Here is a 13,939-nt window from a genome sequence, read left to right on the forward strand (position 1 = left end):
ACACTTATCATATTGCAAAAGCTGTTATTCCTTAATTACTTTCAAGATTGTTGGTAATACGATTAACAAAAGAGGTAAAGCAAATACTAATCCACCAATTACCGCAATGGCTAAAGGTTGGTGTAGTTGTGCACCAGCACCAATACCTAACGCCAATGGTGTTAGTGCCATTATTGCAGCAAAAGCGGTCATTAATTTAGGACGTAATCGTGCTGCAATCGAATATTCTATTTTTTCTATATGAGTTAATGAAGCGTCACTTTCTTGATATTGTCTGTAAGTGAAAATTGAGTTTTCACCAATAATTCCAACAATCATAATAATACCAGTGTAGCTACCAACATTTAATGCCGTTCCAGTTAAGTATAAGCTTAATAAACTTCCTGAAACTCCTAATACAGCAATTACAATAATAGCCAATGCAATTTTTACTTTTCTGAAAAGAAATAATATCACAATAAACACCAGTAAAATGGCAGAGATTAATATCATCATTAATTCTTTAAAAGCTTTCTGTTGCTCTTTATAAGCGCCACCATATTCAATGGTATAACCAGCAGGAAGTGACAGGTTTTTTGTTAAATGATTTTGTATGTCTTTCAATGTTGAACCTAAATCACGATTATTTAAGCGTGCAGTAATCACACCCATTGATTTTTGATTTTCACGATTTATCTCTGCAACACCTTTTCCTATTTCAATTGATGCCACTTGGTTTATTGGTACGCTTGAACCATTAGGTAATAAGATGGCAGTATTCTTAATATCTGATACTGAAGTTTTATGAGCATCAGGATAAATAAGACGAATATCTACCATTTGCTCTTTGTCAATCATGGTGCTTACTACAGTTCCTTCCACTTGTGTTTGTAACTGTAATTGGAAATCGGCAACAGTCATTCCTAATTGTGCTAGTACAGGAACGTTTGGAATAATTGATAAGCTTGGTCCAGCAACAACAATTCCGTCATTTACATCTGCTGTTCCTGGAACCTTTTCAATTTCTTTTGCAATTTCCTGTGATAAACTTTCTAAGGTATTTACATTAGTTCCGAACACTTTTATTTCAATGGGTTGTACAGAACTCATTAAATCTCCTAACATATCACCAATTACTTGACCAAAATCAATCGTTAATTGTGGTACTTTTTCTTCTACACGTTTTCTTATTTCGTTGGAAACCTCCGTGGTTGTTTTGCCGCGTTTATCCTTCAGTTTAATTAAATAATCACCACGATTAGGTTCGGTAATAAAGAATCCCATTTGGGTTCCCAATCTTGCAGAATAGGCTTCCACTTCTGGTTGTGTATCTAAAACTCCGTTTACGATTTGCAACATTCTGTCTGTTTCCTCTAAAGTGGTTCCTGATGGACTATTAAAATCTAACACAATACTTCCTTCATCCATTTCTGGTAAAAATCCAGAAGGTAATTTAGATGGTATAATCACAAGAATAGCCACACATATGAGTAAAAAAGTTATTCCGATAATTGGTTTACCTAACACACTATGTATCCATTTCGTTTTTGGTTCGTGTTTTCGCTCTACAGATTTATTTTTTGTAAACAGAATGGAAAGTACAGGAACTATTAACCAAGTCACCAAAAAGGAAGCAGATAAAGCAATAATCATACTAAATGCCATTACTTTAAAATATGCTCCAGCGACACCTGTCATTAACACAAAAGGAATAAAAATTACTAGTGTGCTTAATGAAGAACCAATCATTGCAGGGAAAAGATGCGTTATAGCTTCGTGTGTAACCCAACCCATCGGTTGCTCTGGATGTTCTTCTCTAATTTTATGTATTTGTTCAATGATAATAACCACATCATCTATCATTAATCCAATCGCCGCTGCAACTGCTCCCAAAGTCATTATATTAAAAGTGTAGCCTATAGCGTCTAGGATAATTAGTGTTAAAGACAAAGACACTGGAATGGTAAATAAAACCACCATACTTGCAGAAAACGAACGCAAGAACAGAATAACTACCAAAAGCGCTAATACCAAACCAAACCACAACACATCTTTAATGCTAGCAATACTTGTGTTTACAAAATCGGCTTGTTTGTAATAAGGTTTTAGAACAACACCTTTAGGTAGTGTTTTAGACAGTTCTGCTACTTTTTTTTCAATAATAGTATTGACTTCAATAAGATTCGCATTCGGCTGTTTTACTACTGCTATGATAGGAACGTTTTTTCCATTAGCAAGAATCTTTACGTATTTCTTAACTTCATTCACTTCTATGTTTGCAACATCTTTTAACTTAATTAATCGACTAGAACTATTGATGATAACTAGGTTTTGTAAATCGTCAATATCATCTACTGCATTATCAGTAAGCGTCAGGTACATCCTATTAAAATCTGTGATATAACCATTAGATTGTAATAAGTTTGAATTGACAATAGCATTTTGAATGGTCGCAATAGAAATCCCCAATGATTTAATGATATCTGGTTTTAAAATAACTTGAAATTCTTTGTCTTTACCACCGATAACTGCAATGTCTGAAACGCCTGGCGTCGCAGCTAAAAAAGGTTTTACTTGATATTTTGCGATTTTTTTTAAATCTACTTGTGATAAACCTTCACCTTCTAATGAATAGCCCATAACTGGCAAAATAGATGGATTCATTTTTTCTACAGAAAACACGGTGTTTGGCAAAACACTTCCTTGAGACTGATTGATGAAGGATTCAATTTGTGCTTTGGCAGTATTAATGTCTGTGCTCCAATCTAAAAAAACGGAAATTTCACAACTTCCGCGAGAGGTTGTGCTACGAATGTATTGTAAGCCTTCTGTACGACGGATGATATTTTCCAATGGAATTGTAACAGTAGTCATCATTTTATCCACAGGTTGCTGTCCTGCATCTGCAATAACTTTAATCTTCGGGAACGTAATATCTGGAAATAAGCCTGTTTTTAAATTTTGATAGGTGAAAATCCCACCAATAAGTACAAGAATACCTATAGCAAGCAACGGAAATTTATAATTGGAATGTAACTTTTTCATTATCTTTTGAAGCTTACAATTGTTGAGTCTTGCATTTGATAACCACCTTTAGTAATAACCAAATCATTCACATGAATATCTTCAGATTTTATTTGAACTAGTGAGTCGTTTTTAAGTAATGGTTCTACTTTTTGTTTTAAAGCCATTGAGTCATTTACTACTTTTAGCACCCAATATTCTGTTAATAATTCATTGGTTTGTAAAGCTGTTTTAGGAATTGTCATTGCAGTTGCATCTTCTTTGTAAACCGTTCTAACTTCAACATTTAAGTTCTCAGGAAGATTCGCATTTGGCAAAGCAATTAAAAATACTTGTGATTGAGCCGCTAGATCTATTGTTGGTAAAGTTCCTGTTACTTTTGCATTCAACACCTCTCCATTTTGTAATATAATTTCGCACGATGAGCCTATTTGTATAGCTTTTTCATATTCGTAAGGCACATTCACCTGAATTACTAATGATTTTGGTTGCACAACAGTTGCCAATACATCTCCTTCTGCAACATAATCATTTGCCGTTATGTTGAGAGCAGTAAAAATTCCTGTGACATTACTTCTTATTGTTATTGGACTCACAAATTTTGATAATGAAGGATCTATTTTTACCGCTTCTTTAAGAGCATCTTGTTCTTTAGTTCTAACCGATGCAAAAGTTTGTCCGCTATGAATATTATCACCAATTTTATATTTAATCCAAGAGATATAACCGGTTACATTAGAGCGAATATTTTCTTTTTTTTGATATTGGGTAAGACCATTAAACGTGAGGTACTCTTTAATTTCGTTTTGTTGAACTGCAACAACAGTAACATTGATTGGCGCTTTTTTTTCTAGAATAACTTCAGCGTTTTTCTTACAAGCAGCAAAGCTTACAATTAATAATAAAAAGGCTATATATTTAAAGTATTGTTTTTTCATAATCAATTACCAGTTTATAAAATTATACTGGCTTTGTAATAACCAGTGATTGGTTTGCATCTGCAATTTTGTGTAGGCACTCAGTTTATAATTTTGAATAACGTTTAAGTAATCTACAATAGACACTTGTCCATGCACCAATTTTCCTTTGTAGATTTCTAAAATATTTTCTTGTTGTTTTGATTGTTTCTCCAATAATTCCATGGAGGTTACCAATGCCTGAATTTGATTTTCAATACTTTTTAGGTTATTGTCTGTTTGTACTTTGGAATTCTCTTTATAAAACTCCAGACTTTCTTCTTTTAAAATACTTTGTTGTGCATTGTATTTGCGTTGTTTTCCGTCATAAATAGGAATTGTTAAACGCAATCCAGCACTTGCTCCAAATTTTCTATAAATGTTTGGAATTTCTACAGCATTTAATCCTGTGTTTGCATATGCAGTAACTTGTGGTTTGTATTGGTTTTCAAACACTCTTTGATTGGCTACGATTTGCAGGCTATCATTTTTAAATTTTTTCTGATAGAAAAACTGTAATGGATTTTGATCATCCTTGAAATTAGGCGATTCTAGTTCGATTATGTTTCCTATTTGAGTGCTACTTAAATTATACAGTTGATTAATAGCTACTTTTAGGTTGTTTTGAATTTGTTGTAATTCTAATTTCTTGCCTTCAATATCTAGTTGTAAAAGCAAATAATCACTTTCCATTAAAACAACACGCTTTACTAAAAGCTCTATAACTTGTAACCGTTTTTCGAGATCTTTAAGAATTTCCTTTGTGAATTCTTCTTGTAACTGTAGTTGGTATGCCATTATATAAGCATCCGTGATATTTTTAATAAGATTATGTGTAATTTCTTCTGAAGAAAGCGTAATTGAATTGTTCCCTATTTTATTTTGAAATAACAGGTTATCTGTGATTGATTGATTAAATAGATTTTTAGTCACATTTATTTGAGCAGAATACAATCCTCCATTTGTAACACCAACATCGTAACCGAAAGCATTTGCGGAAGGCGAAGTCGTTATGTCAATAGCCTTTCCGTTGTTATTAAAGAATGGTGTAACTAAAACATCAGAAGTTGCGTTAACTTGAAACGCGTTGTTCTGTGCTGTAATAATATTATTTTGAAGTTCTCCAATCTTAAGTAGATTGTTGTTTTCTTTTAAAATTGGCGTGTTTTCTTTTGCCTTATTTATAAAATACTCAAGAGTGGTTTTATCTTGTCCTAAAGCAAGTGAACTTATAAATAAAACAATAATAAAAAGGAATAACTGTTTCAATATTTGATGATTAAAATTATTTTTTTAGTGAATTATAAATTCAAAAAGCCTAAATAAGGTAAAGAAATACCATTAACTTTAATTGTATCTAACAATAGATGAAGTATTTATGAGCAATCAAAATTAGGCTCCTAATCTTATAAACATTAATTCAAAACTGTTTCCTAAATTTATAATTCAAGGTAAATGTAGTTGGGAAATCTAAAGATTATTTAAAGAAGTATATGCTATCAATCAAATAAAATTTTATTAGGTAAAAATAAAAACATCGTATAATCACCCTATAAATATCAACAAAATAACAGAAAAAACTACTGCTAATAATGTCAGTTTATAATATAAGCATACCTTTTACTAAGAAAAAGGGAATTAAAATGAATTTTAAAAAAATTAAAAAAGTACTTTTAAGTTGATAAAATACAATAAGCTATTACACTTTCTTTACCCAATGTAATAGTGTATTACAAATATAATATAGCTTAAACCTTATTTGCCAATACAGAAATTCGCAAAAATATTACCAAGTAACTCATCATTAGTTACTTGCCCTGTAATCATTCCGAAATGATATAAAGCTTCTCTAATATCGATAGCCATTAAATCACTAGATAAATTAGTATCTATACCGTATTGTACTTTCTTAATTTCTTCAAAAGCTTTTAACAGTGAATCATAATGTCGTGTATTTGTAACTATAGTTTCATTATTTCTAAGTGCTCCAGTATTAACAAAACCTATAAGTTTCATTTTAAGTTCATCTATACCTAAACCTGTTTTGGCTGATAATAAATGAATATTTTCAAATTCAGATTCCAAGGTATTTAATTCTGAAGCGTTCAAAACATCCACCTTATTTGCTATTATTAATAATGGCTTTAAAGGGAATTTATTCTTTATTTTTTCTATCTCAATTTTAAGACGCTTACTTTCTGTTTTAAATTCCTGAGCAGAAAACAATAGAACAACTACTTGTGCTTGTTCCATTTTTTCAAAAGTTTTCTTTATACCAATGCTTTCAACAACATCTTTAGTTTCCCTTATACCCGCAGTGTCAATAAATCTAAAACCAATTCCTTCAATTACTAACTCATCTTCAATGGTATCACGTGTTGTCCCTGCTATATCACTAACAATAGCACGTTCCTCATTAAGTAAAGCATTTAAAAGAGTAGATTTTCCCACGTTTGGCTCTCCAACTATAGCAACGGGAATTCCATTTTTAATCACATTTCCTACTGCAAACGAATCTATTAGACGTTTTAAAACAAATGTAATACGCTCAATTAAAGATTCAAATTGTGTTCTATCGGCAAATTCAACATCTTCTTCTGCAAAATCTAATTCCAGTTCTATTAGTGATGCAAAATTTAAAAGTTCTTCTCGTAGTTTTGCAATTTCACTTGAAAAACCACCGCGCATTTGCTGCATTGCTATTTGATGTGATGCTTCATTATCGCTTGAAATTAAATCAGCCACAGCTTCAGCCTGACTTAAATCTAATTTTCCATTTAAGAATGCTCTTAAAGTAAACTCCCCAGCATCTGCCATTCTACAACCATTTCTTAAGAATAATTGAATGATTTCTTGTTGAATATAAATTGATCCATGGCAAGATATTTCAACTACATTTTCTCCTGTATAAGAATTGGGGTTTTTAAAAACAGAAACTAATACTTCATCAATAGTTCTTTTTCCATCAATTATATGCCCTAAATGAATGGTGTGAGTTCGCTGTTTTAATAATTTTTTTTCAGAAACTGATTTAAAATGATTATCGGCAAAAGTAATAGCATCTTTCCCTGATAATCTAATTATAGCAATTGCTCCTGCACCAGATGGTGTAGCTAAAGCAACTATGGTATCTTGATTAATCATGCTGCAAAAATAGTGAATTTGAAATGCTATTGAACACAATATAATCTACAAAACATCTTAGTAATGGCGATAAAATTGATGCTTTATGCGACTTTATTGAAGTTTTAATTAATTAAGCTATGATTTATTAAAAACTATTTATAAAAAGTTAACTCAATAATTTATAATGTAACATTATAAATGTTAAAATATTACATAAATAACATTTTTTAGTTAATTAATAAATCACTTTGCAAAAAATAAACTATTAACTTTTTAAAAATGAGTTACTTAGCATTCACATGTTATATTTGCACTCTCATTTTTTTAGAATAAATAACAAAATCTTTTAGATATATAAATGTGACTTAATAATATTACACGTGTCTAAATATTAGATTAATATAAATAAAAACACCTAAAATTACTAGGATTTAAGTACAACATATGAAAATTATTGAATCAGACCTATCAAATCATATTTTAAAATCTGTAGAAAAAGAATTGGCAAATATTTACTTTTTTACTCATATAGCTATAATTGAATTTAATGAAGGAATTCATTTGGATATAAATAATTCAACTGAAATTTTTGATGAGCTTAAAGGGTATTTTGGAGTATCAAGACCATTTGGAGTTGTTGCTAATAGAATAAATTCATATTCTGTAAAACTATTAGATACTCAATTGTTTAGAGAGCAAGCAAAAAACCTACGTGCTTATGCAGTAGTTGGACACAATGCTTTAGGTAGAATGAGTGCCGAAATAGAAAATGGTTTCTGTATTTCAGATAATATTAATTATGATAATATTTACGAGGCTATTGACGATGTTTATAGCAAAGTAAAAAAAGATATTTTATTCTCTTTAAACTAAATATATGCCGTCTGGTTTAATTTCTATTTGTCGTTGTTTGTAAAGTGTACCAATAGCTTTTTTGAAGTTTTTCTTGCTCATTTGCAATACATCTTTTATAGCTTCTGGACTAGACTTATCTGTAAGATTTAAATAGCCACTATTATCTTGTAATTCTTTAATAATGCGTTCTGCATTAGGCTCTATGTTTCTATATCCTATTTGTCCTAAAGAAATATCCAATTTATTTCCTGGTCGTATTTTTTTAACAATTCCTTTAAACCTATCGCCAACACTAATATCTTTAAAAATACTATCTTTATAAATTAAGCCTGTATGAATTTTGTTAACAATAACATTCATACCAATATCTGAAGGATGTGATACAATTAAATCTACTTCATCAAATTCTTTAACAGTAAGTTCCTTATTATCTAAAAACCTGTTAGTTTTACTAGAAGCTACTAACCTATCGGTTTTTTCATCTAAGTAACAATGCACTAAATACCAACCACCAGGTTTCATATTATAGGCTTGTTCTTTAAACGGACAAAACAATTCTTTAACTAATCCCCAATCTAAAAAGGCTCCATAATCTGTAACTTGATTACAACGTAATAATGCAAAATCATTTCGCATTATATAAGGTATATCTGTAGTCGCTACAGGGCGCTCCTCATTATCTAAGTAAACAAAAACATCAAGTTTATCCCAAATTTTAAAATTTTCTGGCATATATCTATTAGGAAGTAACACTTGGTTTTCTTCATTATCAATTAAATACATTCCGTGGTCTGTTTCACGAAGTATTTCTAGTGTATTTATTTCTCCTAATTTTATCATACGGCAAAGGTAATGATATTAGTTTTTTGAAAATAAAAAAGCGCTACAATATTGTAACGCTTTTATTCTATTTATAAATTTTATACTAGTAAACAGATTCTTTTTTAAAATGTTTAGTTAGTAAATAATATACAACTGCTCTATATTTATTACGATTAGATTTTCCATATTGCTCAATCACAGCATCAATTGCTTTATCTAAATCTGCACTATCTTTTAATCCTAATTTTTTTATTAAAAAATTATTTTTTACGGTAGCCAATTCAGATGCATCTGAACCAGAAACTGTTGCAGCATCTGCATTATAAATTGATGGACCACAGCCAATAGTTACTTTGGTCAATAAATCCATATCTGGATTAACACCGCATTTGTCTTTTAAATCGGAAGCATATTTTGCAATAAGCTCATCTCTTTTACTCATAATGATTTCAGTTTAATATGTTAATAAAATAATTTACATTGATAGCTGTTCTAAAGATAACTATTTTTTAGACACAGTAAATGTTTATAAGTCACATATTTACTTTATAAACTCAAAGTAATTTAGAAGAACTTCGTCATTTATATGTTTTGGAGTGAAAATTTCTAATAATTTTGGTTTGTCATCTTCTTTATAAAAAGCTTTCAAAGCTAGTTTCAAGGAATCTTCATTTGAAGCGCTTTCATATTTAAAACCATACATATTACACAAATGTTCTGCGGTATAATTATGATTGGTTTCGAAATAAGTATCAAAATTTTCAGTGTTTTTATGTCCAGGTAAAATTCTAAAAATACCTCCTCCTTGATTATTAACAACAATGACTCTAAAATTTTTAGGAATGTAATTATTCCAAAACGCATTACTATCGTATAAGAAACTTAAATCACCTGTTATAAATACTGTTGGTTTATTATTAGCTACCGCAGAACCAATAGCTGTAGATGTACTTCCATCTATTCCGCTAGTTCCTCTATTACAAAAAACCTCGAGAGTTTTATTAATATTGAATAACTGTGTATAACGAATGGCAGAACTATTACCCACTTGTAGAATATAATTATTAGGAATTGATTTTAAAATTTTACTAAAAACTTTAAAATCTGAAAACGGAATTTCTTCTAAATAATCTTTATGCTTTTTTAATCGCTTTTGCTTTATTACACGCCAGTAAGTTTTATAATTACTCTTAACGTAATGTGTTACTTTTGGCAAAAAAGCTTCTAAAAATTGATTAGGTGAGGTTTCTATATGATTATTTAAACAGAAAAAAGTATCGTTTGCTGTTTTACTGTCAATATGCCAATGCTGCTTAGGCTTGTATTTTCTTAATAGTTGCTTTATTTTTTTAGAAACAATTAACCCTCCAAAAGTCACTAAAATATCTGGTTGAAGTTGGCTTTTTTCTTCATCTGATAAAGGCGCTATAATTTGATCAATACTTGAGAAAAAACTAGGGTGATGTATATTTGATGTGGTTTCAGTAAAAACAACAATACTATCATCTTGAGCAATTTCTTCTAACCATTTTTTATCAATCTCATTTGGGTAATTAACCCCAACTAAAATCATTTTTTTTGAAGCTGAATTCCAATCTTCTAAACAAGATTGCAAAACATATTCTTCAATTTCATTTGATTTAATTGAAACATCAATAGTTTTAGGTGTAACACTTAATTTATCTACAGTTTTATAAAGCGGCTCGTCTAAGGGAATATTAATATGAACAGGTCCCTTTTTAAAAACCGAGAAATTAATGGCTGTATTAATTTCTTCCTCGTTATAGGTTTGTATGTCTTTTTGTAATCCTAATAAACGTTCAAATTTATTTTCTAAATTTTTTAAAATAGGAAGTTCTTCGTACTCAGATACATTATTTTCATCTTTTAAATCCAACTTTAAATTTGCTGAATACAAAATATGGTTATCAAAAACATTTTTTTGATTGATAGTTTGCCCATCTCCTATTCCTATTAAATGTTTAGGTCTATCGGCAGATAGTACAACCAAAGGAATGTTACTATAAAACGCCTCGGCAATGGCTGGATAATAATTTAAAAGTGCACTACCAGAAGTACAAACTACGGCTGTTGGTTCTTGTAATTGTTGAGCAATTCCTAAAGCAAAGAATGCAGCAGAACGCTCATCTACAACACTATAACACTTAAAAAAAGCATCATTAGTAAAACCAATAGTTAACGGTGCATTTCTGCTGCCTGGGGAAATAATAATATGTTTTATGTTTTTTGCTTTACAAAGCTGAATAACAGTTTGTGCTAACGGAATTTTCGGGTAAGTCATGTACGCATTAATCTTATTACAAAAATAAGAAATAGGTAGCGATTTAACGAACTACAAAACGCTTTTAATCACTAAAGATTTAGAAACAGTTTCTTGCCATTCACTTTCTGCATTTGAGCTTGTGGTAATACCACCACCTACATAAATAATGGCCTGTTGGTTTATAATTTGCATGCAGCGTAAATTAACATAAAGTTGTGTACATTTTTTTGTAACTGTGTAGGCTCTGTTTTCAATATTTCTTCTTCCTGACCTTGGAGATACTTTGGTTTCAAAATTTAATTCTCCTAAAAAACCTGTATAAAACTCTCGGTTATAACCCTCATTTTTTAAAATGAATTGTTTTGCCTCTTCTTTTGGCAATCCGCAAACTGCTGGGGTTGGATGTAAAGCAGTTATTACTTCTTTTAAACTAACATCCGATTTTAATTGCGCGGAAACCATAGTTTTTAAATGCAATAAGTTACCCGCTTTTACAGTTTCTACATCAGAAACTTTATAACTTTCAATCGCTGTTTTTAAATTATCTATTATAAAATCCGTTACGAATTGCTGCTCTTGCTTTTCTTTATTTTGCCAAACCACATTTAAAGTGCCTTTGAAATCTTGCGTACCAGCCAGAGCCATAATAGAAAATCGCTTTCCTTCAATCTTTATTAAGGTTTCTGGTGTTGCTCCCAGCCACAAACCTATTTTAGGATGATACCAACAGTAAACAAATGCAGATTTATAAGTATTTAAAAGTCTTTTAAAAATTGTAATTGGGTTTGCTTCTTTAAGAGAGATGTTTTCTTTTCGAGATAGCACAACTTTTTTTAAAGCATCATTTTTAATAGCTTCAACCCCTTTATTTATAAGGTTTGTGTGAAACGTTTTTGATTCTGATGAAGCTAGATTATTTGTGTTTGATACTTCGACATGTTCAGTATAACTTTTACTAATTATACTATCTGTAGAAATAGCTTCTGAAACATCAGTAGGAATTAAAACTGATTTATCTAATTCATCAAAAGGTGAAAACACAAAACCTTTTTCTGTGAAATCTTCAGTAAAAAACAAATCTGTATTGTTTTGACGCAATGCAAAAATATTGTTTTCATTAGGTTTTCTATAAACTACAAAAGGTAATTGGTTATGATATTGTGTTTCAATACGTTTAAAAAAATCTTCCGAAGTCATTCTTATTTTTTAGGTAATGAAATGGTAGATAATTTACAAATGGATATTAAATTATCTGCTTCATCAGTCACACGAATATCTAATAATTGAGTTGTTCTACCTTTATGTAAAAAAGTTGCCTTAGCATAAACAAAACCTTCTTTTATACTTTTTAAATGGTTTGCAGTAATTTCAGTACCTCGAACAAAAAACTTATCTGTATCAATAAAAATATGTGATGCGAAACTACCAACACTTTCTGCTAAAGCTGCAGTTGCTCCACCATGTAAAACACCATCTGGTTGATATACTCTAGAATTAACAGGCATTCTAGCTACTAAAAAATTATCACCAAAATCTGTTACTTCAATATTCAAAGTTTCCATTAAGGTGTTTTTACAAGCTTTATTTGCTTTTTCTAGTACTTCAGCTTTAGTTAAGTTCATCAAATTACATTATTTTAGAGGTGTAAAAATACGAAACGAAACCCTAAAATGAATTCCACAGAAAAAGAAATATTTTATACTGCCGTTAAACCATACTCAACATTAAATGCAATTACCGAAAAGACAAAAAATGTCTGGTTTGTTTGCCACGGAATGGGTTATTTAAGTCGGTATTTTATAAGATATTTTAAAGATTTAAATGCAGAAGAGAATTATATTATCGCACCGCAAGCTCCAAATACTTACTATCAAAGTAAAGATTTTAAACACGTTGGAGCAAGTTGGTTAACCAAAGAAAATACAGAAACCGAAATACAAAATATATTAGAATATTTTAATGCTATTTTAAATGCTGAAAAAATATCTAAAAATTTAAACCTTATTGTTTTTGGTTATTCACAAGGTGTTAGTGTTACTTCCCGTTTTGTGGCTAAAAAACAATTACAATGCTCTCAATTGGTTTTACATTCAGGCGGAATACCAAAAGAATTGATAGCTAATGATTTTAAATTTTTAAAAGCTAAAGTAACTGTAATTTACGGCGATAAAGATGAATATATAACCGAAGAACGCTTAAAATATGAAAATGGGAGCGCAAAAGAATTATTTGGTGAAGATGTGAATATTATTAATTTTGATGGTATACATGAAGTAAATACTAAAATTATTAACGATTTAGTTTAAATATGACTAGTCCTAAATTAGAAAATAATCGCGTTAAGCTTACCTTATTAGATTTGAGTAATTACAAGCATTTAAACAAAATTGCTCAACAAGATAAATTAGTACAATTTTCTCCAACTAAAATTGATACACCTGAAGATTTAAGAGATTATGTGCAAACAGCTGTTGATTATTATTACCACAAAACAGCTATTCCTTTTATAATTTTTGATAAGAAAAATAATAGTTATGCAGGTTGCACACGCTACATGAATATTAATTGGAAAAATAAGGTATTACATATTGGATCTACTTGGATTGGTAAAGAATTTCAAGGTACTGGATTAAATAAAAACATGAAATTTTTAATGCTTCAATATGCCTTCGAAAACCTAGAGTTTGATAAAGTTGAATTTCGAGCAGACGAACGAAACATAACTTCGAGAAAAGCCATTGAAAAAATTGGTGGCACACTTGAAGGCATTTTACGTAAAGACACACTAATGCTTGATGGCTTTAAGCGAAACACCTGTTGTTATGGTATTTTAAAAGAAGAATGGAATGTTATAAAAAATAGAATATTTAGTGAGTTTAAATAAAAAAGTCTT

General features: G+C 30.1%; 12 protein-coding genes. 3 read left to right on the forward strand and 9 right to left on the reverse strand.

All coding sequences use genetic code 11. From position 1 onward, the window contains the following. Positions 1 to 24 precede the first annotated feature (24 nt). The 4 genes from BT151_RS15130 to mnmE form a co-directional block, all read right to left on the reverse strand. A complete protein-coding gene (locus BT151_RS15130; RefSeq protein ID WP_072403205.1) occupies positions 25 to 3,024 on the reverse strand; it encodes an efflux RND transporter permease subunit in 3,000 nt (999 codons plus the stop codon). Then, entirely contained in the window at positions 3,024 to 3,941 is a 918-nt protein-coding gene (locus tag BT151_RS15135; RefSeq protein WP_072403206.1) for an efflux RND transporter periplasmic adaptor subunit, read from the reverse strand. The genes BT151_RS15130 and BT151_RS15135 overlap by 1 nt, the downstream gene beginning before the upstream one ends. Positions 3,942 to 3,947: 6 nt before the next feature. Then, positions 3,948 to 5,228, reverse strand: coding sequence for a TolC family protein (locus BT151_RS15140; protein WP_072403207.1), 1,281 nt, complete (start codon positions 5,226 to 5,228; stop codon positions 3,948 to 3,950). Positions 5,229 to 5,714: 486 nt separating this feature from the next. Further along, entirely contained in the window at positions 5,715 to 7,103 is a 1,389-nt protein-coding gene (mnmE, locus tag BT151_RS15145) for a tRNA uridine-5-carboxymethylaminomethyl(34) synthesis GTPase MnmE (protein WP_072403208.1), read from the reverse strand. Between the two features lie 426 nt (positions 7,104 to 7,529). Between mnmE and BT151_RS15150 the strand changes: the two genes are divergently transcribed. Continuing rightward, positions 7,530 to 7,958 (forward strand): hypothetical protein, encoded by a 429-nt coding sequence (locus BT151_RS15150; RefSeq protein ID WP_072403209.1) that lies wholly within the window; start codon positions 7,530 to 7,532, stop codon positions 7,956 to 7,958. On the opposite strand, the gene BT151_RS15155 is transcribed toward BT151_RS15150, so the two are convergent. The 5 genes from BT151_RS15155 to BT151_RS15175 all read right to left on the reverse strand — a co-directional run bounded on the left by BT151_RS15155 (position 7,950) and on the right by BT151_RS15175 (position 12,668). Next, on the reverse strand, positions 7,950 to 8,780 hold the full coding sequence (locus tag BT151_RS15155; protein ID WP_072403210.1) for a CvfB family protein: 831 nt from the start codon (positions 8,778 to 8,780) through the stop codon (positions 7,950 to 7,952). The genes BT151_RS15150 and BT151_RS15155 overlap by 9 nt on opposite strands. Before the next feature lie 85 nt (positions 8,781 to 8,865). After that, the gene (locus BT151_RS15160; protein WP_072403211.1) at positions 8,866 to 9,204 is read right to left on the reverse strand and encodes a DUF2853 family protein; all 339 of its coding nucleotides are present in this window, start codon (positions 9,202 to 9,204) and stop codon (positions 8,866 to 8,868) included. A 99-nt stretch (positions 9,205 to 9,303) separates the two neighbouring features. Continuing rightward, positions 9,304 to 11,064 (reverse strand): 2-succinyl-5-enolpyruvyl-6-hydroxy-3-cyclohexene-1-carboxylate synthase, encoded by a 1,761-nt coding sequence (gene menD, locus BT151_RS15165; protein ID WP_072403212.1) that lies wholly within the window; start codon positions 11,062 to 11,064, stop codon positions 9,304 to 9,306. A 51-nt stretch (positions 11,065 to 11,115) separates the two neighbouring features. Beyond that, complete coding sequence (locus BT151_RS15170; protein ID WP_072403213.1) at positions 11,116 to 12,243, reverse strand: chorismate-binding protein; 1,128 nt, start codon at positions 12,241 to 12,243, stop codon at positions 11,116 to 11,118. Between the two features lie 2 nt (positions 12,244 to 12,245). Continuing rightward, positions 12,246 to 12,668 carry a PaaI family thioesterase gene (locus BT151_RS15175; RefSeq protein WP_072403214.1) on the reverse strand — a complete coding sequence of 141 codons (423 nt, stop codon included), beginning with the start codon at positions 12,666 to 12,668 and terminating at the stop codon, positions 12,246 to 12,248. 48 nt (positions 12,669 to 12,716) lie between these two features. On the opposite strand from BT151_RS15175, the gene BT151_RS15180 reads away from it, so the two are divergent. Next, positions 12,717 to 13,352, forward strand: coding sequence for an alpha/beta hydrolase (locus BT151_RS15180; protein WP_072403215.1), 636 nt, complete (start codon positions 12,717 to 12,719; stop codon positions 13,350 to 13,352). Between the two features lie 2 nt (positions 13,353 to 13,354). Continuing rightward, positions 13,355 to 13,930, forward strand: a complete 576-nt coding sequence (locus BT151_RS15185; protein ID WP_072403216.1) for a GNAT family N-acetyltransferase — start codon at positions 13,355 to 13,357, stop codon at positions 13,928 to 13,930. Positions 13,931 to 13,939 lie beyond the last annotated feature (9 nt).

Origin of the sequence: Flaviramulus basaltis, assembly GCF_900114265.1 — a bacterium.
GTDB lineage: Bacteria > Bacteroidota > Bacteroidia > Flavobacteriales > Flavobacteriaceae > Flaviramulus > Flaviramulus basaltis.

Bases quoted from the DNA above. Each gene is read 5' to 3' on its own strand.
- BT151_RS15155 (WP_072403210.1), bottom strand. From the start codon at position 8,780: ATGATAAAATTAGGAGAAATAAATACACTAGAAATACTTCGTGAAACA.
- BT151_RS15175 (WP_072403214.1), bottom strand. From the start codon at position 12,668: ATGAACTTAACTAAAGCTGAAGTACTAGAAAAAGCAAATAAAGCTTGT.
- BT151_RS15185 (WP_072403216.1), top strand. From the start codon at position 13,355: ATGACTAGTCCTAAATTAGAAAATAATCGCGTTAAGCTTACCTTATTA.
- BT151_RS15135 (WP_072403206.1), bottom strand. From the start codon at position 3,941: ATGAAAAAACAATACTTTAAATATATAGCCTTTTTATTATTAATTGTA.
- BT151_RS15170 (WP_072403213.1), bottom strand. From the start codon at position 12,243: ATGACTTCGGAAGATTTTTTTAAACGTATTGAAACACAATATCATAAC.
- menD (WP_072403212.1), bottom strand. From the start codon at position 11,064: ATGACTTACCCGAAAATTCCGTTAGCACAAACTGTTATTCAGCTTTGT.
- mnmE (WP_072403208.1), bottom strand. From the start codon at position 7,103: ATGATTAATCAAGATACCATAGTTGCTTTAGCTACACCATCTGGTGCA.
- BT151_RS15130 (WP_072403205.1), bottom strand. From the start codon at position 3,024: ATGAAAAAGTTACATTCCAATTATAAATTTCCGTTGCTTGCTATAGGT.
- BT151_RS15150 (WP_072403209.1), top strand. From the start codon at position 7,530: ATGAAAATTATTGAATCAGACCTATCAAATCATATTTTAAAATCTGTA.
- BT151_RS15160 (WP_072403211.1), bottom strand. From the start codon at position 9,204: ATGAGTAAAAGAGATGAGCTTATTGCAAAATATGCTTCCGATTTAAAA.
- BT151_RS15180 (WP_072403215.1), top strand. From the start codon at position 12,717: ATGAATTCCACAGAAAAAGAAATATTTTATACTGCCGTTAAACCATAC.